This is a genomic window from Pseudoalteromonas sp. PAR1 (genome assembly GCF_947311895.1).
Lineage (GTDB): Bacteria > Pseudomonadota > Gammaproteobacteria > Enterobacterales > Alteromonadaceae > Pseudoalteromonas > Pseudoalteromonas lipolytica_C.
The window spans coordinates 65,239-87,235 of sequence record NZ_CAMZMY010000008.1 but is presented as its reverse complement, the minus strand read 5'-3'; the positions used below and the strand labels follow the sequence as shown (position 1 = coordinate 87,235).

At 40.1% G+C, this 21,997-nt stretch carries 12 protein-coding genes; 7 read left to right on the top strand and 5 right to left on the bottom strand.

The genetic code is table 11. From position 1 onward, the window contains the following. Positions 1-25: 25 nt before the first annotated feature. Positions 26-1,243, top strand: a complete 1,218-nt coding sequence (locus QL229_RS08585; protein ID WP_138557730.1) for a type III PLP-dependent enzyme — start codon at positions 26-28, stop codon at positions 1,241-1,243. Positions 1,244-1,362: 119 nt separating this feature from the next. On the opposite strand, the gene QL229_RS08580 is transcribed toward QL229_RS08585, so the two are convergent. Further along, positions 1,363-2,643 carry a flavohemoglobin expression-modulating QEGLA motif protein gene (locus tag QL229_RS08580; RefSeq protein WP_135926346.1) on the bottom strand — a complete coding sequence of 427 codons (1,281 nt, stop codon included), beginning with the start codon at positions 2,641-2,643 and terminating at the stop codon, positions 1,363-1,365. A gap of 78 nt (positions 2,644-2,721) precedes the next feature. Further along, a complete protein-coding gene (locus QL229_RS08575; RefSeq protein ID WP_135926345.1) occupies positions 2,722-3,588 on the bottom strand; it encodes a redoxin domain-containing protein in 867 nt (288 codons plus the stop codon). Positions 3,589-3,777: 189 nt separating this feature from the next. On the opposite strand from QL229_RS08575, the gene QL229_RS08570 reads away from it, so the two are divergent. The 3 genes from QL229_RS08570 (at position 3,778) to QL229_RS08560 (ending at position 6,018) form a co-directional block, all read left to right on the top strand. Next, positions 3,778-4,038 carry a DUF3081 domain-containing protein gene (locus tag QL229_RS08570; RefSeq protein WP_135926344.1) on the top strand — a complete coding sequence of 87 codons (261 nt, stop codon included), beginning with the start codon at positions 3,778-3,780 and terminating at the stop codon, positions 4,036-4,038. Positions 4,039-4,045: 7 nt separating this feature from the next. Further along, entirely contained in the window at positions 4,046-4,345 is a 300-nt protein-coding gene (locus QL229_RS08565) for a hypothetical protein (RefSeq protein ID WP_138557731.1), read from the top strand. A 77-nt stretch (positions 4,346-4,422) separates the two neighbouring features. Further along, a complete protein-coding gene (locus QL229_RS08560; protein WP_135926342.1) occupies positions 4,423-6,018 on the top strand; it encodes an AbgT family transporter in 1,596 nt (531 codons plus the stop codon). Positions 6,019-6,069: 51 nt separating this feature from the next. Here QL229_RS08560 and QL229_RS08555 read toward each other — a convergent pair whose 3' ends face one another. Together QL229_RS08555 and QL229_RS08550 are read right to left on the bottom strand one after the other, a co-directional pair. Beyond that, on the bottom strand, positions 6,070-15,357 hold the full coding sequence (locus QL229_RS08555; protein WP_138557732.1) for an Ig-like domain-containing protein: 9,288 nt from the start codon (positions 15,355-15,357) through the stop codon (positions 6,070-6,072). 122 nt (positions 15,358-15,479) lie between these two features. After that, entirely contained in the window at positions 15,480-16,154 is a 675-nt protein-coding gene (locus QL229_RS08550) for an outer membrane beta-barrel protein (protein WP_171040420.1), read from the bottom strand. A gap of 254 nt (positions 16,155-16,408) precedes the next feature. On the opposite strand from QL229_RS08550, the gene QL229_RS08545 reads away from it, so the two are divergent. The 3 genes from QL229_RS08545 (at position 16,409) to QL229_RS08535 (ending at position 19,764) form a co-directional block, all read left to right on the top strand. After that, positions 16,409-17,404, top strand: a complete 996-nt coding sequence (locus QL229_RS08545) for a Solitary outer membrane autotransporter beta-barrel domain (protein WP_168246758.1) — start codon at positions 16,409-16,411, stop codon at positions 17,402-17,404. 89 nt (positions 17,405-17,493) lie between these two features. Next, positions 17,494-19,230 carry an amidohydrolase gene (locus QL229_RS08540; RefSeq protein WP_138557734.1) on the top strand — a complete coding sequence of 579 codons (1,737 nt, stop codon included), beginning with the start codon at positions 17,494-17,496 and terminating at the stop codon, positions 19,228-19,230. A gap of 12 nt (positions 19,231-19,242) precedes the next feature. After that, positions 19,243-19,764 (top strand): protein tyrosine phosphatase family protein, encoded by a 522-nt coding sequence (locus tag QL229_RS08535; protein WP_235383836.1) that lies wholly within the window; start codon positions 19,243-19,245, stop codon positions 19,762-19,764. A 20-nt stretch (positions 19,765-19,784) separates the two neighbouring features. Here QL229_RS08535 and QL229_RS08530 read toward each other — a convergent pair whose 3' ends face one another. Continuing rightward, positions 19,785-21,965, bottom strand: a complete 2,181-nt coding sequence (locus tag QL229_RS08530; protein ID WP_281546794.1) for a DUF5916 domain-containing protein — start codon at positions 21,963-21,965, stop codon at positions 19,785-19,787. Between the last annotated feature and the right edge of the window lie 32 nt (positions 21,966-21,997).

Genomic DNA, 21,997 nt, shown 5'->3' with positions numbered 1-21,997 from the left:
AGTTGCTTAATTGCCGGAGAGTAAAATGGCTATTTCAACCCTTACACAAGACTTAACAATCAAAGTACCTGCAGCGTCGGTTGCTGCAAATGAATCAATTGCACAACCATCAAACCAATTTATTGAGCAACTTGTTGCACAACATGGCGCGCCATTAATGGTGCTAGATTGTGAATCTGTTCGTCATCAATACCGTGCATTAAGCCGTGCTTTACCTGGCGTTGTTTTACACTTTGCATTAAAGCCATTGCCTCATCCTGCGGTTGTTCGTACGCTTTTAGAGGAAGGTGCCAGCTTTGATTTAGCAACCAGCGGTGAAGTAGACTTAGTCGCCAGCCAAGGCGTACCAAGTGATCGTACTATTCACACGCACCCTATCAAACGTGATCGTGATATCCGTGATGCACTTGAATACGGTTGTAATGTGTTTGTGGTTGATAACATCAATGAATTAGAAAAGTTCATTGCATACAAAGACCAAGTTGAGTTACTTGTTCGCTTAAGTTTTCGTAATGCGGAAGCATTCGCTGATTTATCGAAAAAATTTGGTTGTAGCCCAGCAATGGCCATTGAAATCATTAGCTACGCGCAACAATTAGGTATTCGTATCAAAGGGCTGTCGTTCCATGTTGGTTCACAAACAGCGAGTCCAACTAAATATGTCACTGCCATTGCTGCATGTAACCAAGTGATTAACGATGTAGCCGCATTAGGATTACCTGCGCTTAGCACGCTTGATATCGGCGGTGGTTTCCCAGTGCCATATCACAAAGACGTGCTGCCAATTGATGAATTTTGTGCGCCGATTAATGATGCCTTAGCGCAGTTACCCGAGACAGTGCGCGTGATTGCTGAACCGGGTCGTTTTATTGTCGCTAGTGCTGTAACCAGTGTTGCATCAGTAATGGGTCAAGCGGTACGTGATGGCAAACCTTGGTATTACTTGGATGATGGTATTTACGGCTCATTTAGTGGTTTATTGTTCGATGAAGCCTCATACCCTATCGACTCGTTAAAGCAATCAAGCGATCGCGTAGAGTCAGTATTAGCAGGCCCAACTTGCGATAGCATCGACGTAGTGAGTGAGTCAATCATGCTACCAAAATTAAACAATGGTGATTTAATCATCAGCCGTATGATGGGTGCTTACACATTAGCAACCGCAACAGATTTTAACTTCTTCAAACGTGCAGAAGTTATCGTACTGAATGATGTAGTGCAGGTTGACGCACTCACCGGTTAATCGTTTCCTCGACTAAAAGCATGTAAGGCAACATGCTTTAACTCTTAAAATGCAGCTGCTCATTCCAGCTGCATTTTTTTATACCAATTCGCTTAATTAAGTATTATTGCGGTTGGGTCTTAAATAAAGAGTGGTTTGTAATCGTTTTCTAATTGCTCAAACGACAAGTTACCAATAAAACGGCCAAAGCTTAGCCATGTTGCTAGGCCTCGTAAGTCTTTAAAGTGTGGCGGAATAAACTTAGGGTCTTCAATCACACCTAAATCATGTAATTGTGATATCAGTCTGAAATCATCAATTGAAATTTTACCAACCAATAACAAGTGCAATTGATCAATTCGACCTAACTGAATGGCAACTCGTATAAGGTTATACACCAACACGAAACCTTTGATATAGGCGATATCTTTGGTAAAAGGTAAGCCTGTTGCTGTACTGCCTCTAAACACTCGTTGTGTGAGTGTATAGCTGTCGTCTTTACTCAAACCTTGCGCTACATAGTCACGATAAATATCAACGAACTCAGCGCCATCAATGACCTTGGTAATACCTTGAATACGATTAACTAACTTTGCTAAACGTCGTGGCGTCGACTTTAAGGTAATAATTTCGGTCAACACCGCAAGGCCTTCTTGGGTGACGGTAGAGCTCGGTGTGCCTTTACTTAAACAGGTTAAATATGGCTGAGCAAGACCGTTTTGCGTCGTACCCACATGGATCCAGCCTTCATGCACTTCAAGAATATCAAGCTCACGCTGAGAGAACTTAACATCTTGATTAAGTTTAATATTATTTGCACCAGCTGCGGCATCACTGACGATACCATCACTCAGAATGACCTCAACATCAATGCCTGGCATCGTTTGAGACACTTGAGCTGCTAGAATTTTCACCGCATCTTCTGCATCGATATTTTTTGGATCATCCGGTAAAATATCGGCATCAAGCATACTCTTTAGTGGCTGCTCAAGCATAGTTGCAAGCTCTGAAAGTGACGGCTCTCCAGCATGGAATAAATCTTTAGGATGACCGAACAGCTCTACAGACAGATCATGAAATTCAGGGGTACCACGATACTCAATCATACTAAGTACGGTTTTATATTCAGTACACATCTTGCTCATGTATTGCGCAATCGGGTTCAGTTGCCCTAATTGGCTGATGATATCGCGATTTAAATCAGAAAACGCACGGCGCAGTTCGCTTGGTACAAAACCAAGGTCACGCTGTTGGTAATATGCTTGATCAACTGTTGGGTTTTTCTGGCATTTATGCTTAAAAAACTCTTCTTTGATTTGTTTATCCCAGTTGATCGCATCAAGGATACGAATGGGTGTTTGCAGTGCGATTAATCGGTCAGATAACTCGCGTGTTTTTGCTAATAATGCCTTATCTATCATGCTCTAGGCTCACTGTGTAATGAGCCTTGAGCATAGGCTAAATTTGCATAATTACAAAGCAAAATCACACGGTTTTTATTAAAATTTAGCCTGTGTTGAGACTATTTTTCCATCGTTGTAAAGAAGTAAACTTGGTACCGAATTAATGCCATTTTCGATAAATAACTCATTTCCATAATCGATTGAAACTGGCATGGTTACAGAGAATTTATCAACATATTCTTGCACTGCACTTTGATCTGTCCATAACTGACTCACTTTAACCTCGACATCAATTCCTTGCTTTGCCAACTGATTAACATGTTGCTGCGCTAATTCACACTGCTTTGCCATTGCAGGACGAGTGTCAGCTAAGTACCAGTCGCACCATGTTGCGGTGAATAGCACTGCTTTTTTGCCTTTATTCGGAATAACCAAAGGAGCCGCTTTACCTTGCTTTTCACCTAGTAATCGCGCTTTTTCAACTTTGCCATTGTGTGACAACAAACGTAACGTGTTATCAAGCGGTTTATCAGCTTCGTGGCCTTGAAAAATAACCTTTTCATCGCTATCAATTAACACATGAAAAGGGGTGCCCATAAATTCATAATGTTTAGCAACCCGGCCTGTATGATCGGTAAATAATGGCATGCTAAGTGAAAAACGCTCTTTAACCTTAGCAACAGCGTGTGCATCATCATTGAGGTCGATATTAATTGCTACAAATTGAATTTTATCGCCATACTGTTCGTAAGCATGCTGAAAATGCGGCATCTGCTCCATACATGGCTTGCACCAAGTAGCCCAAAACTTTAAGTAAACTGGTTTTTTGCCTAAGTAGCTTTCAAGTTTGACTATTTTCCCTGTTTCATTTTCTAAAACAAGGGGGGCTGTATTTGCTGATATGCTTTGGCTTACAAGCAACAAGCCTGTTAGTAGTATCAGTAGTATTAATTTATAACTCATTGTGCGTCCCTCAAATAAAACCAATTTTAAGTTTAAGGTAAGACAAAATATTGTAAATTTTCGACATCTGCTGGCTAAATGCAGATTTAATGATTTATCGCAAACTAAGCCATAGAAACACTCAAAACATTAAAAATAGCACTAAACTTTTTATAGATATGAAACGTACTACATTAAAAAGGAGTCATCATGAAAAATGAACTAGACGGTAAATTAATTCTATCTGTGTATGAAAAAATCATTCAACATGGTGAAGACCATGAAGATGGAAAGCTTTACGAAGGTATTTGCGCTTTTTCTGATATCGATGGATATACAGTCTATCTAAAAGGCAGTGGTGTATTACTTCGCTTTGGTTTTCATAATACCTATCACCTTGACTATCAACACGAAAAAAACAAAGAAGACTTTATGAAGAAAGTGCTTTATATCGCAGAGCAGGAACTATAAATAAGTAATGAAACGACGGGTAAAAGCTGAATCCAAGCAGCAAGTTGCATTTATCAATCAGGTTATTAATGAATTAAAAAATGACCCAAGTAAGCTAGATATTATTCGCGACAATCTTAGCTATTATCGTGAGCAACAGTTTCTTAAACGAGGTTTTTTACTTGCTATTGAGCGTTTTGATTGGGTGTTTGAAGCAACGAATGATGTAGAGCAAATCTGTGCGCAAATTTTAGCCGATGATTACATTGGTAAGCGTTTGCGCCGCTATCCCTTGCTATACAAGGGCGTATTGGAACGTACCTATTAGATTTCCCACCGCTAAAACATGATCTGTCCGGTAAAAAATGCTAGGTTAGCGCCATTTTGAAATAACGAGAACTGGACATGTCAAAAACTATAAACTCTCACAACACCCATGAGGGTGGCAATAATGGGTTGTTTAACCGATTTTTAGCCACCGTTGAATTTTTGGGTAATATGCTCCCCCACCCAATCACATTATTTGCAATGTTTTGTGTTGCCATTATTGTATTTAGTGGCATTGCCGATTGGTATGGTTTAAGTGCCATCGACCCACGCCCAGAAGGCGCTGCTGGACGCGACCCCGATGGTGTTATTGAAGTTGTCAGCCTGCTCAGTGCCGAAGGCCTGCAGCGTATCGTCACTGGCCTTGTTACAAACTTCACGAGCTTTGCACCACTTGGTACAGTATTGGTTGCTTTATTAGGTGTGAGTGTTGCAGAGCACTCAGGTTTACTTTCTGCAGCTATGCGAGGTATGGTAATGGGCGCATCTAAACGCCTAGTTACTTTCATGGTGGTATTTGCTGCGATTTTATCAAATACAGCATCAGAGCTTGGTTATGTCGTACTGATTCCACTAGCAGCCATGATATTCCACAGCCTTGGTCGCCACCCACTTGCGGGCCTTGCTGCGGCATTTGCAGGTGTTTCAGGTGGTTACAGTGCCAACCTATTGCTAGGCACCATTGACCCTCTTCTTGCTGGTATTACTACACCTGCAGCACAAATGATTGATCCAAATTACCAAGTTGGCGCTGAAGCAAACTGGTATTTCATGATGATCTCAGTATTTTTAATTGCTATTTTAGGCACTTTCGTTACTGAAAAAATCGTCGAGCCACGCCTTGGTAAGTACAACCCTGATGAAGCAAGTAATGATTTGCCAAAAAATGACATTGCAGGTTTAACCGATAAAGAAAAGTCAGGCCTTAAGTGGGCGGGTGTTTCACTGTTAGTGGTTTCATTATTACTTGCATGGACAATTGTTCCTGAAGACGGCATTTTGCGTAATCCAGAAACAGGCCTTGTTGCACACTCGCCATTTTTAAAAGGCATTGTGGTATTCATCTTTGTTACTTTCGGTATTCCGGGTTTTGTTTACGGCCGTGTTGTTGGCACTATGAAAAACGATAAAGATGTCATCGATGCCATGAGTAAAAGCATGAGCTCGATGGGGATGTACATTGTGCTGGTTTTCTTTGCCGCGCAGTTCGTTGCCTTTTTTAAATGGACTAACCTAGGCACAATTTTAGCGATTAACGGCGCTGCTCTGTTACAAGCTCTAAACCTAACAGGTCCAGAAGTATTCGTGCTATTCATTTTAATGTGTGCATTGGTAAACTTAAGTTTGGGATCTTCTTCAGCGCAGTGGGCTGTAACTGCACCTATCTTCGTGCCAATGTTAATGCTAATTGGCTACGCGCCAGAAACTATTCAAGCGGCGTATCGAATTGGTGACTCGGTTACTAACCTTATTACACCAATGATGAGCTATTTTGGCTTGATACTGGCTGTTGCAACTAAGTATAAGAAAGACATGGGAATTGGCACATTGGTTGCGACCATGCTTCCGTACAGTATGATCTTCTTTGTTGGTTGGGTGGCGTTATTCTACTTATGGGTATTTGTACTGGGCTTCCCTGTTGGCCCTGAATCACCGATTTACTATCAGCCTTAATCTCATCAAAGAGATGAAAAAAGCCAAGCTAATGCTTGGCTTTTTTATTTTTTAACGGCGTACTTTTTGCGAGTAACGTCTATAAAGCGTATAGAAGAAGAGATAAACAATTAAACCTAGAGGCAATGAACCTCCACGTGTTTTACTCTCAACAGTTACCCGTTTTTTAGAGTTCACTAAAACATTAAATTGCCCCTCAACAGTACCACCATCACCGTCTGATACTGTAAATATCACCGTATCGATCCCTTCAAAACCAACGTTTGGTGTATAGGTTAAGGTGTTATCAGCATTGATAATGACCGTACCATTATTTGCCGATGCGAAAATAATAATGAATGAATTATTATCTTCATCTGACACATTTGCTAAAACGTCTACAGTTACTGGGTTTTGATCCTCAGTGCTTACATCCACGATGAGAGAAATACTTGGTGCTTTATTTTCAACAACATCAACATTTACCTTAGCGTAGCTTGAACCACCTTGACCATCAGAGATTGCATAGGTAATGCTTGCCGTTCCTAGATGCTCTGCTTGTGGAGTGAAATACAATTGATTATTAGCGATACTAACTTGGCCAATATCAACTGAGGCAGATGTTAATGTCAATGAGTCGCCATCAGCATCACTATCATTTGATAACACATCAAGATAAGCAGCAGTATTACGTTTAACCACAACTGTATCGTTTTGCGCATCAGGTTTAGTATTTGTGCCGGCTAACGTTGCTAAACCACTTGGGTCTTCGATTGCGCGATTGACTAGTCCATCCGCATCATTAGGACCACCATCTTCGATAGTCAATTGCACACACCAGTAGCCTTCTTTTAAGCCTTCTTCATATTGTGCATCACGAGGTGGTGGGCAGAACCCTTCAACACCCGGTGCTGAAGCGATACTATTCTTACTATCTACGACAAACTCAGTCCAACCTGTAGGCATCAACTTGCGATAAACCGCATTGCTCGGAACCGGAGAAAATTGCGCCATAACAATACTCACAGATTGCCCTGGCACTGGTATATCAGTCACATTGAAGTCAAATACACCATTTTCATAGTTAAAGCTTGCATCAACAACATTGTTTTGACTGTTACTTGCGAATTGCTCAACTTCTTCCCCAGTAATTCCCGTTTGCGTACCATGTGCAACAAAGGCAACATGTCCTAGGCTAAGCTGCAAGCCTGGCTCTGTTTCCATTAAGAAAAACTCACTTTCGTTGAACTTCTCTTGCAACACATTTTTCGCCAAAGAGACTGAATCGATATAATCAGGAATACCGTCATTATCACTGTCACCATAACCTTCTTGTAGATCACTAATACCGTCAAAATCGGTATCTTCTGAAGTGAGTAAAGGTGCAGACTCTAAAATTGTTAATTCTAATTTCATTGAGCCTGTTTTATCACCATCACTGGCAACAATGGTAAATTGATAAGTACCATTTTCCACATTGCTAGGGTCAAAGCTAAATTGATCGTCAATCTGATCGATATCTACAATACTGTCGCTCGACACACTCCAATCATAACTATGGGTATCAGCTAAGTTTGCATCGATCACTAATGCACTAATAGTCACTTCACCGGCATGCTTATCTATTATTCGTGTAGTAAGGCCGTTTTGACTTGCAAATAATTGTACGCTTGGTGCGACATTACCCTCTGCAATAGTCAATGTATGTGTACCTAAAGGACCAATTACAGCACTTTGTGGATCAGACAGGCTAACTACGACTGTTTCGCTGCCTTCTTCAAACTCATCTTGTGCTAAATTTACAATAAGTTGCGCCTCTCGCTGTCCTTCGTTAAAGACAAACTCTCCATCGACTAAATCATGGTCAAGCCCTTGTGTTGCATCGCCTGACACTGAGTATGGAACAATAACAGGGTAACTTACTGCATCACCATTGAGAATGGCTTTAATCGTCACTGTTGTCCCTTCTGTAGCTGTTTGGTCTTTACTAAAGTTGACTTGGGGTACAACATGGATCAGCTGTGTTGCCGAAACTTGGTCACTGCCTTCACCAGCAGTCCACACAACGGTATGGGTACCTGATGCAAAAAATCCTTTAGAGCTAGCTGTTACTCGCACTGGGTTACCTAAAGAATCAAGTGCAATCGCCGTTCCCATGTTTACTTTTGTGAATAAGCCCTCAGATGCAATTGTTCTGTCATCTGGCGCTGTAATTGTAATGTTCTGTGATGTTGAGACTAACGAAACAACTAAAGTAACTTCGGTTATTTCACCACTGCTATCTCTAATTTGATAAGTGATTACAACTTCACCAGTCATTCCAACAGGTGCGAGATACTCAAGCTTATTATCAACAATCCGGACAACACCTGCACTGGCTGTAGCATTGAGAATAGTTAACTCATCGCCATCAGCATCACGATCATTTGCCAGCACGTCTAAAATCACAAACTCATTTAAGTCAGTATTAATCGTAAAGCTATCCGGCACAGAGATAGGTGCATCACTTACTGGATTCACTATGATAGTAACTGTGGCAAGCTCTGAACTTACTTTTCCATCTGATACTTGATAACTAAAACTGTCAGTACCGTAAAAGTCAGCATTAGGCTGGTACGTGAAACTATTAGCATCCATCGTTAACGTACCATTACTAACCGGTGTCACTAGGTTGAATGTCAGATCATCGCCATTTTCATCAAAATAACTGAGTGTAAAGGTGATGCTCTCGTCTTCATTTGTGCTAAGTTGTTCACCGTTAGCCACAGGCGCAGTGTTTGCAATAATAACAGGGCTGGTTGCACCCGATGTAAAGGTCTCAGTATTACCGTTGCCATCAACATAGGTTACTACAACCGTTATCGTCGCGCCGATATCAGCATCGGTTAGCATGTACTCCGATAGTGTTGCACCTGAAATTAATACCCCATTGCGCATCCATTGATAAGTAAATTCACCCACGCCATCAGGGTCTTCAATGGTTGACTCAACACGCAAGGTTTGACCTTGTTTAGCCTCGCCACTGATACTAATACCACCGGTTGCTTCATCGTTAACATCGGCAACTGTGATAACAAAGGTTTGTGTATCAGTTAACCCTTCGGCATCAATTACTAATAAAGTAACAGCATGAGTACCCACATCATCATTAGTGGGTGTACCACTTAGCTCACCTGTTGCAAGATTAAAATTAAGCCAACCTGGCAGTTCTGGGGCGCTCAACTTATAGCTATCAGCACTGTCTACATCATTGATAACTAATGTATAACTATAAAACTCATCTTGTGTCGCAGAAGTTAACGCTGCCGATTCAATAACAGGCGCATCATTTACAGACAAGATGGTAATAGTCACTGAAGCAATATTGGATTTAGCACCTTCGTTATCAAGTACTGAGTAAGTAAAGGTATCAAAGCCAACGTAATTATTTGCTGGCGTATAAGTAACACTACCATCTATATTATTGATAACGTTACCAAATGCAGGTTCGGTAACTATCTTAACTGAATTCTCGTCAATGCTACCATCGACATCAGAATCATTACCTGTCAAATCTATAAGAATGCTCTCATCTTCATCAATTTGTATTGCATCATTATTTGCCAGCGGTGCATCATTCACAGCTGTTACTGTGATGGAGACATTTGCATTATTTGACCAAACACCCAAGTCATCCTTAACACGATAACTAAAGCTATCTACGCCATTACTATTAGCATTAGGCGTGTAGCTGATCATACCGTTTACAATTTGCGTACTACCGAACTCTGGCTCAGTAACAACCTCAAGGCTTGTTTTATCAAGCGAACCATCTACATCTAAGTCGTTACCCAGTACATTAATGCTATGGGCTGTATCTTCGAGTAATTGAGCAACATCATTGTTCGCCACTGGTGCATCATTCACACTATTTATAGTTAATTTCACAACGGCGATATTTGAAATTAATGACTGATCATCTTTGACGCTATAAGTAAAGCTATCGCTGCCAAAGAAATCAGCGTTTGGTTTATAACTAATGGTTCCTAATGCGCTATTAACGCTAACTATGCCGTTTGCTGGTGCTTGGGTAATAGTCACATTATCAATTGTTAAATCGCTATCAACATCAAGGTCATTGTCTAAAATTGATAACTCAATTGAGGTATCTTCATCAAGCTCGCCTACATCGTTCGCTGCTATTGGAGCATCATTTACTTCACCTACAGTAATTATCACGCTCGCTTGATTAGACATAGCTCCAACTTTATCAGTCACACGGTATGTAAATGTATCACTGCCATTAAAATCCGCGTTTGGGGTATAGAGAATACGCTCGTTTTGTACACTCGCTTTACCGTTTTCTGGCGCAGTGACGACCTCTAAACGAGATAAATCAAGTGAATCTCCTTCATCAATATCAGAATCGTTTAGAGCGACATCGATTTCAATTGCCATGTCTTCTTCAGTTATGGCCGTATCAATCTTAGCAATTGGTGCATCATTAACCGGATTGATGGTAATTGACACTGTTGCAATAGCTGAGCGCCCATTTTCTAAGTCATCAACGGTATAAGTGAAAGAATCAGAGCCATTAACATTTTCATTCGGCGTATAGGTAATAACCCCATTCGCAGTATTTAAGCTCGTTTTACCAAGCGCCGGCGCTGTTACCACTCTAACACTGGCAGGATTTAAATCATTATCAACATCTGAATCGTTTTCTAAAATATTAATAGCAACACTGTTATCTTCATCAACGCTTGCTGTGTCATCATGAGCATCTGGTACATCATTCACATTAGTAACAGTTAGCGTAAATATCTGTCTCGCTTCCTCTTTACTTGCATCAGTGACAACAAGCGTAATGTTATACGTGCCGACATCATCATTAGTAGGTGTGCCGCTTAAGGTAAGCGTAGTATCGTCAAAGGTTAACCACTTAGGCATACCAAGGGCAGTATAAGAAAGACTATCATCAGCATCTTCATCAGTTGCAGAAACGATATAACTGTATAACTCATCTTCAGTCGCAGTTGTAATAGGCGTAGATGAAATCACAGGTGCATCATTAACGTTCTCAACAGTAATAGTAAATATCTGAGAATCGAATGCTTTCGCACTATCAGTGGCAGTTAAGTTAACCGAATGCGTACCAACATCATCATTGCTTGGTGTACCTGAAATCAAACCGGTTGATGAGTTTAAGTTTAACCAACTAGGTAATGTTGTCGCGGTATATGTCAGCGTATCGTCTTTATCTACATCTGTTGCATTTATTGAGTAACTATAGACAGTGTCTTCAGTTGCCGTTGTGATAGGTGTAGAAGAAATGACAGGTGCATCATTTACGTTCATTACCGTCAACGTAAATTTCTGAGTACTTGCTTCATTCTTTGAATCAACAGCAAGCAAGGTAATCGCATGTTTCCCAACATTTTCGTTTGTGGGAGTACCACTTAAGACTTGGCTGACACTATTAAAGGTTAACCAAGAAGGCAGATTTAAACCTGAGTATGTGAGCGAATCACCAGGATCAACATCTACTGCAGTAAACTTATAACTATAGAGCTCGCCCTCTGTTGCTGTTGCGACAGGAGTAGATGTGATAGTTGGTTTATCATTAACATTAGCAACATTAATAACAAAATCCTGTCTGTCCGATGCATTTAAAGCATCTGTTACAACAACGGCAATATAACGCGTGCCAACATCATCATTTGTTGGTGTGCCTGATAAAACGCCAGTTTTTGAATCAATTGTTAGCCAGCTAGGTAAACCAATGGCGCTAAATGTGAGGGTATCACCTATATCCGCATCACTTGCCTTAACTGAGTATAAATATTCAGTGTCTTCAGTTGCCCAAACCGGAGCTGAAGATGTGATACGGGGCACATCATTTACGCTAGTGACTGTAATCGTGCCATTCACTGGCGGTATACTACTGTTGCCATCCGTTAAGTTAAATGTAATACCCAGTGAGCCCGAGAAATTAGCCGCTGGTTTAAATGATAAACTTGCTAGCGAAGCGGTGACATCTGTTAACGATCCACTAAGTGTTAATGTAGCACTTTCATTATCGTACTTAACGACGGCACTGCCACTTGCTGTGCCTGCTAGCAAGCCAGATGTGTTATTTGCAAGTGTAATTGTCAGGGTAACATCATCACCTTCTTCATCGGTGATTTGATAATTATCAAATAGTAAGCTTGCGTCACTGTCTTCTGCAACAGAAAGCGCATAACTATCAAATACTGCTCGGCTGGATTTCAAAACCGAAGCCTTATAATCATCAGCAGAATCATTAAAAGAAATGTACAAGCTGTCGTCACTCGCAATCGCGAATCCATACTGATAAGCTTTACCTGATCTTACACCTAGGGGAGATACTGTATGCCAGCTTGTGCCATCAAAACTCGTCACCCTCACCTCAAAGCCCTCAGTTCCATTCGTATAAGTTCTATTCGTATAAGCGACATGAGGCCTATTGTTACTATCAAACTCAATATCGGGTGTATATTTATTTTCTGCAGAAAAACCTTGTTCTCCTACTAAAACCCAATCTGTGCCATCGAATTTTCTTACAAAAATTTCAGACGAATTAGCATTTACAAAGTAAGGCGTATTATTATTTAAAGCAAAGTTAGAGCTATAGACATTTTCAAGGGAATCGACAGGACCAACAGGCACCCAACTATCATTCACAAATTTTTTAACATTGCCGAACCACTTGTCGTTTCTTTTATCAACATATGCAAGGAAAAGTGTGTCACTGTCATCAAATGCAAGTGAGATAAACCTTGCATCGCTAGGCGTAACATTCGTTCCACCGACAGTCAGCCAATTTGTACCATCCCACTTTTTAACAATTGCTTTGTTAAAATAACTACTATCTTGATAAGCAACATATAAGTTGTCTGCACTATCAATTGCGATTGATGTATAAGCCACTTCGCCTAAATTGACTGGTGCCCCACCTATGGTTTGCCAACTTCCGTTGATAAACTTTTGGACGACGGCTTTACCACCAAGTGATATATCACTAAAGATAATATGCGGGACATTGTGACTGTCTATCGCCATTTTTAATCCACTAGTAATTCCAGTATGGAAACGTTCAGGCCCTACATATTGCCAAGAATCACCCTCTAATTTAATTCCTGATAATACGTTTCTGTTATTGAACTTGTCTGAAAAAACCACATAGGGAATGTCATGACTATCTAACTCAAGGCTAACATAAAAGGAAGCCGCTATAGAAAAACCTGTATTACCCGCAAAACCCCATTTTGGTTTAGTGACCATCACTGGCGCATCATTCGTTAATGAAACAGTAATAGTAAAATTTTGATTTGTAACAGCTTCAACACCATCTTCACCGCCATCTGCAAGATCAAATGTAAAGCTATCAGAGTTTGTTTCAGTGCCATTGTGCTTATAATAAAGCTTTGAATCATCAAGTGTTTGCTGGGTAAACGTGCCATTCACAGCAAGCTTTTCACCTGAGTCTAAACTACCATTATTATTAGCATCGACAAACAAACTACCATTCGTAGGTACTGATTTAAGCGTATATGTTAACCCTGTCCCAGAGTCATCACTATCTTTTGCAGATAACATACTATTAGTAATAACTTTTGAATCGCCTTCATTAATTGAAAGTCCTGTATTTATACTAACTGAAGGTGGGTCATTAATTTCTTTAACAGAGTAGTTGCCAACGATAATTGAACTTGAGGCCGTACCATCGGTTACAGAAAAGCTAATTGTAAAATTCCCAGCTCCATTTGTAGAACCATTAAATACAATACTTGCAATTGACGCATTAACATCAGTTAGATTTCCAGAGAGTGTTAAGATACCCGTAGCTTCATCATAACTAATTGATGCTGAACCGCTTGCTGTGCCAGACAACGAGCCAAACTGTGTATCTGAGAGTGTTACAGTTAATGTGACCTCATCATTATCAGGATCTGCAATACTCACATTATTAAGTAAGGTTTCGCCTGTAGCGCCTTCTGAAATATTTTTATTGTAGTTTTCAAAAGCAGAATATGTTTTTTTAACAACGAACGGAGAATCAACCTCAGTCATTGCATCAATTGCATAAAACGTATTAGCACTATCGAGTGCAGCTCTCATTTTAATACCGTAATAAAACGCTTTGTCTGCAGGTGCAACTTGACCTAACGAACTCCATTTATTGCTTTCATAAATATATAATTGCCCTCTCCCGTTAGTCGCTTGTTCACTAAACGCAATTAAAAGTTTATCGTTCGAATCTATTAACAGATTCAAAATTCTAATTGCCGAAAAGGTTGAGGTATCCCCCACTTCAGACCAGCTATCATTGACAAGTTTAAGTACCTTAACTGGGCCCTGATATGACGTTGAATTAATAAGTGAGACGTAAGCGGTGTCTTGACTATCAAATGCAATTTGAGGATAACCACCTGATAGACCACTTAAACCTGTTGAGCTTAGACTTTTCCAATAGGTACCATCAAATTTTCTAACTTCTACAAAGGCAGGAATACGCTCTGTTATTCGAGATACTATATGTAACTCATTCTTTGAGTTAAATGCTATTTCAGGGCTTTCTGAACGCCCACCACTAGCCTGAGAGCCTACACAAACCCAGTTCGTGCCATCCCATTTTTTTACATAAGAGTAAGAATTACCATAAGCAAGATATAGCACGCCATTCTTATCTGTTTTCAAGTCAATATGATTTAGGTTTGAGCCTGTTATTTGATCAGAACCAAGTTCATTCCAACTACCATTTACCAGCTCTTTAACCACAACTTTCTTCGAAACACTCGTGCCCGAAATGAATGCAGCGTATAAATGGTTATTCGTATCAAACGCTATATCGGTGTTAGAGGCTGAGTCTGTTGAAAGCGCACTTCCTCCTACTAATTCCCACGTGTTTGTATCGCTAAACTTATAAACAACCGCCTGATGATGACCATTTCTGAAAATAATGTAAGGGATATTGTTGTTATCTACAGTAATATTTAAATTTTTCGAGTCACCCACTGACGAAGGAATTGAACCTACTTGCTGCCAAGGACTATTAGCACTAAAGCTAGGTGCTGCATTCGATTTAGTTACATTTAGTGTTGAATTTTTTTGCACATTATAATCAGACAATGACCGACCATTTTCTAATGTTTGACCATTAAAGGTGATAATTTGCCGAGCTTGCTCGATACTCGTCTGCTGCTCAACAAGGCCTTTTACCGTATCAATGCTGTCACTTGGCTCAACATCGAGTGTGAAAGTCTCGTTCGGTGCAATGATTGTTATTGGCATAGCCAATATAGACATAGGCGCAATAAGCGCTATTAGGTATAGGTATTTAATAATTGTTGATAGCATGACGTAGTGTTCCTGTAGAAACTTCAAGCTGTGAGTAATATCATCAAAATGATTTACTCAGATTCTCAGCTATTCCTTGAGATAATTTAAAATGTACGCCCCTTGCGCACATCGATAATGAGTTAGTCGAAGTAATATCTTGCGCCAATAGAGAGTATCGAAGCATCAGTTGCATCCAGCGCTGCGTGGTCGTAACTAATAAAAACTTGAGTACTTTTAAAAACAGCAATACTTGCTTCAATGCCAAAGGTGACACTGTTGCCACTTCGTTTTGCATTAAATAGCTGTGAAGAGTCTATTTGGTATTGGTAATCTTGTTGCCAATCTAAATACCCCAACTTACCAGTCAGTGATATCTCTTTGGTAACAGGCCACGATGCTAAAAGTGATATTTGCGGCCCCTTTGCTGATTCTGGGTAAATTTGTTCCATGGTACTGTGTAAGCTGTCTATGTCGGTGACTTCACCAGTAAAGCTGAAATGTCTTTCGCCAAAATCTACATAACCAACTTGCAGTGAGTAGAACGAATTGAATTTATAACCAATTGCAGCTTGATAACCTGTATCTGAGTCCTTAATCGACACAGAGTTAATTAATGCTCCTTGTTCAATTAATGATGACGTTAGGTTTTTTTTGCTGAGGTCTGTTGAGGCTGAACCTATTTGTCCTGATAAAAACCAGCCTGTTTGCTCAGCTTTGCCCTGTTGACTGCAAAATAAAGAACCAGCAAATAGGATGAATGTAGCAAGCTTAAAAACAAAGCCATTTGAACTAGCATTAAAATATGAAGCATTCAAAGTGGGACCTCTTGAACAGATTGAATCTAATTGCAACGTATCCACTGTTAATTACGAACATCCACTTTGTACATACCATTTACATTAGATTAAAATATTACGAGTTCGAATGAGAAAATTCTGATTCGAGGTGAGTTTATGAAAATTCCGACACCCTTTGTTACTAGTTCCGAGGAGGGGGTTTTGTATGATATGGATACCAATTAGGTACCAACACAACAAGATTCATGCCACTGAATTTACAATGCTTTTATATGAGATTTAAAGTTTTGATGAATAACCGTATTAAAAAGGTTTTTACTCTGTGCACAGTGTGGGCTTTGATCTACTGCTCATACAGTGATGCAAATCCAACGAAACAACTTGAATCAGCATTTGCCACCTCATTGGTTTTAACTGATGGTGACAGCATTACTTTAGGATTTGGTGATTTTGATCCTCAAACCATATTTAACCCACAAAATACTGTCAATGAAGAAGACAGCATAGCACTGAGAAAGAAGTTAAAACTCTACAGCATTCCGCTTAAATGGCAGGTAAATAACCCTATCTACCAACACAACATTAATGTAGTAAGTCGGATCAGCTACCTAAATCAATCAGATTTCATTTCGCTGTTTGATAATGTAGCTGACGACTATATTTCTGAAACTGTGTATAACGGGATGCTCGGCTTTAACGCAGAAAAAGCTCTTGGCTCTAAGTGGTCATATCAATTTGGTTTGAATACTCACTACTTACATTACAACAATGATTACGACTACAACTCTCCCGAGTCTAGGCGTAATTTAAAGCCTTTAACTGATAACCTTTACACCAATCTTAATAGCAATGCACTGGTGTTAAACCCTAATGCAACCATGATTTATCGCCTGCCTAGATATTGGGGCTATTACGAATATAAGCTTAACTTTAATTATTACTATGGCTGGGCACTCTCTCACCCTGACGGTATACATAATGCAGCCCCTGAAACTTGGCGAACACTAAATGGTATTAAAGCAACATTTAACATGTTTAAGATTGGACCTTTTGAGCAAGCATTTTATATCAAAGGACAACGTATCGACTTAGGTGGTGATAGTCGAGTTGCATTCGGAACTGATCATTTTTATGAGTATGGTATAGGCTTTTTATGGGATGCACAGCGCTGGACGTCTTGGTTCAACAATTTCGGTATTGGCATCAACATCCATAACGGTAGCAGCCTAGATGGTGCTGCAATTGTCTTATACTTTAATGAAATTTAAGTCCATTTTTAAAAGAAAAAATTTTTAAACAGACTATATTCTTATATTACTCAACGACATAATTATTAGCTAATATACATGGAAGATATATGAAACATCACCTCGCACTTGCCTGTTCATTACTCGCTTTAACGGCCTGCGATAAAGCCCTAGAACAAACAGCTAAAACATTACCACTCCAAGTTAGCGCAGCAGATGCTATTTATTACGGTGGCGATATTCTCACCATGACAAGTGATGAACCAAAGTACGCACAAGCAATTGCAACGCAAGGCGACAAAATCATCTTTGTTGGTGATAAAAGTAAAGCACTTGAGTATAAGTTTGGCAAAACAAAGCTAGTTGATCTACAAGGTAAAACCTTAATGCCGGGCTTTGTTGATGGCCATAGCCATGTTTATGGTGTTGGGTTACAGGCTATGGTAGCCAATTTATTACCGAGCCCTGATGGTGATGCCAACAGTGTTGAGCAAATCGTTAATATTCTTACAGCCGCACAGCTTAACCCTGATTACACAACATTTATCGAAAAAACCGGTGCTATATTAGGATTTGGTTACGATGATGCTGAGCTTGATAGATACCCGACTAAAATGGACTTAGACCGCGTTAGCACCGAAAAGCCGGTCATTATCATTCATACCTCGGGTCACTTAAGTGTCGCAAACAGTAAAGCCTTAGCCATGGCGGGCATCGACGAAAACTCAGAAAACCCTAACGGCGGGCTAATTCGTCGTATGGCGAACTCACAAGAACCCAATGGGGTGCTCGAAGAAAATGCGCACTTTGGTTTACTGTTTAAACTCATGCAGTCTTTTGATCCTGAGTTACAAGATTTAATGCTACAAGAAGGACAAAAACTCTATACAAAATACGGCTACACCACAGCACAAGAGGGCCGAGCAACTCAAGAAGCCTATGATTCAATGGTAAGAGCTTCAAAAGCGAATAAATTTGTGATTGATGTGGTTGCATATGCCGATATGGCCACCAGCAGCAGCTTTATGGACTCAGCCTATAATAGTAAAAACTACACGAATCAGTTTCGGATTGGTGGTGTAAAACTTAATTTTGATGGCTCTCCACAGGGTAAAACAGCCTGGTTATCAGCCCCCTACCTTAAAGCACCTGAAGGTCAAGAAGCTGGCTATTTAGGTTATCCTACCTTTAATGATGAACAAGCATTTGAATATGTTGAGACTGCCTTTGCTAATGGCTGGCAGGTTATGACCCATGCCAATGGAGATGCCGCAATTGAACAATTTTTAAATGCTGTTGAAAATGCCAACAATAAATTAGGAAAAAAAGACCGCCGCCCGGTGCTGATTCATGGTCAAACAATTCGTCAAGAGCAGGTAAATCGCCTTAAAGAATTAGGTATTTTTCCGTCGCTCTTCCCAATGCATACCTTTTATTGGGGCGATTGGCATGTAGATTCGGTACTTGGCCATCCGCGTGCTGATTTTATTTCACCAACCAATGCGGTCAAAGAGCAAGGGTTGATGTTTAGTACCCATCACGATGCACCAGTAGCATTGCCAAATGCGATGCGCGTACTCGATGCGACAGTTAATCGCACAACACGCACTAACCAAGTACTTGGCCCAGATCAACGCGTCTCTGTGTATACTGCACTACAAGCAATGACCACTTGGCCTGCATATCAACATTTTGAAGAAGCATCAAAAGGGCAATTAAAACAGGGGATGCAAGCTGATTTAATCATTTTGGATAAAAACCCACTTAAAATTGAGCCAGAAAACCTACATAAACTGCAAATTTTATACACTATCAGTCGCGGTAAAACCGTTTACACAAAACAATAATGGAATAGAAAGATGATCAATAAACTCATAAAAACAATGTTCATAGTCTTATTATCATTTACAGCACTAGCTGAGCAAGCAACCAGCATACAACTCGATATTCTAAATTTACATGCCCAATCTGAACACGTTTATACATCAGGTCAACCGAGCCAATCAGACTTTGCAAAATTAAAAGCGCTGGGGGTTGATACTATTATCAATTTACGCGGCGAAAATGAAACGAGTTGGTCAGAGCAAGAGGTAGTTAAAGGATTAGGGTTAAACTACTACCCTATTCCAGTGCAATCAAAAGCCGACATCACCCTAGAAAATGCGACCAAATTACACAACTTGTTGGATCAGCAATCTCAGCATACTACCTTAGTTCATTGCGCCAGTAGTAATCGCGTAGGCGCGCTAGTTGCGCTCTATCATGGTGTCACTTTGAAAAAGCCAATAGATGATGCTGTTGAAATTGGAAAACAATGGGGACTAAAGAGTTTAGAGCCTGTGGTAAGAAACAAAATAAAAGAAGAAATTGGTCAGCACTAAGCTGACCAATTTTAAATTTATCAAAGCTGCCATGCATAGCTTAGCTTGGTAAAAAATGTACGTTGATCGCGCTCAACACCTTGCAACGAATCGTCTTGATAACCTTTGTCTGAATAACCTAAGTAAAACAGCGTCTGTGAGTTAATTTTGTATGAATACACTAACTGACTGCCATAATCACGGTTAGTTTGGCTTACATCAAACCGATAAGCTTCATTATTTCGATCAACATCTTCAAACTGCAAAACAAGCTTTAACATTGAGCGCATATTAAATTTATAATAAACGCGTAAATCGGTTAAGTTCGCCGTATAAACACGTTCATTTTGTTTGTTATCTAGGTAGCTATAACTATGCTCAAGTTGCACTTGCCAATGATCGTTAATATCCCATGTCATTTCAGGTTCAATTCGCACCATAGTACCTAGAGCTGCATTACTGTAGTCAATTTTGCTGCCATATTGAGCATACAATAAGAAACGAACATCCCGAATGGGCCTAAAACCGCCGTAGATATAACCTATGTTCTGATTAAAGAACTCACCGGCATAAAACTCATTACGATGAATAAAACCAATTTCGGTTTGCGACTGCATCTTACCTTTAAAAGTAAAATAGCCATCATACTCTTCTTCAAGTAGGTCACCATTTTGTGCCCACGTTTTATCCCACTCGGCGTTATAGCTATACTCAGTAATAGCATCATCAGCATTGCGATACCAAGTTTGCCCACCGCCTAGTTCAATTTTTTCATAATCGACTTTCGCCTGATAACCAAGATCTGAACGATACTCTTCGCCGATATTTTCGTAGCTCGCATACAGCTCATAGTCACGTTTAGTTCTTGTAAACTCAATGGCATAAGCTTGATCCGATTGATTTTTATCGACCCCGTAATAGTCTACTAAAAAGTCTGCATTCGTAGTGTCTGTCGTTGCTACTTGATACTGCAAACTATCTGACTGGTTAAACCAATAACTCCCATCTATCGATAATACCGTATTATGGTAATCATCATTTTCGCGGTGGGTGCTCATTACGCCAATCGTCCCTTTTTGGCCTATATCAAATTGATAACGCCCTGCCACAGCTTGCGTTTTATCCGCCAAATTCGCAAAACCTGAACCTTGATTAGTCGGTAACAATACACTGGTATTCTGATCGTCAGCGTACATAAAGCCATAACTGTGTGCGCCGGTTTTACCTGTTAACTTCAAACCGACATCAGGTTCAGCAATCATTCGCGTATATAAAAGCTCTAGTTGGCTTGTGTTAAAATAAGAGGCACCATCTAAAAAGAATGGACGCTTTTCAGCATAATAAATCGAGTAAGTTGTATTTACATCAAGCTCTAAAGAGTCTGCTTCTACTTGAGAAAAATCAGGGTTAATAGTGGCGTTAATTACCGCATCTTGAGTCACCCCCCAACGTAAATCTAACCCCGCTTCAGTATCAATATCACCATTTTGCCAATCACCTGGCACTATGTCTTTGGTATCATGACGAAGCGCCGTTAAAGTTGGTGTAAGCTGAATGTTTTGGCTTTCAGTCATGTTGGCAAAACCAGTAAGTTTATCAAACTGACAAAAACTACATTTTACATCTCGGTCAAAGCCAACATTCGACATCTGATAATACACATCACGCGGGTAGTTTCGCCAAACTGCAAAGCTCCACGTTAACTCCGTTTGGTCTTTTGGAAACCGAAGTGCTGTGAATGGAATACGCATTTCAACCACATACCCATCGTCAGTTATTTGCCCTGCACTATCCCAAATAGCATCCCATGATGGGTCTTCCACCCAATCATCAATATCAGTCATGCGCATATCGCCTTGCGCACCAAGGGGGTTTACGTAAAATTCATAGCCGGTACGTTCATCATTGAAAGTATCTATCATCAAGGCAACATTATCGTCTTGCCAAAGAGTATCGCGATCACGAAGAGCAGCGCGAATTTGTGAAGGGTCATTGTCTTTTGCAATAAACCCAACATATAAGTATTTACCATCTTCGTATATAAACGCATCAGTTTGAACAAGTGGTGTGCCTTTTTCGGTCGGTTCATTTTGATATTTCAAAGGCACTTTTGTCGCATATTTCCAGTGAGGCTCATCCATCACACCATCAACACTAATAGACTCTTTAATATGGGCAAGCAAAAATTCTGCTTTATCAAATGCATGTGTGTAAAAAGGCATGCTGATAACGCTAAATAAACAGGTAGGGGCGA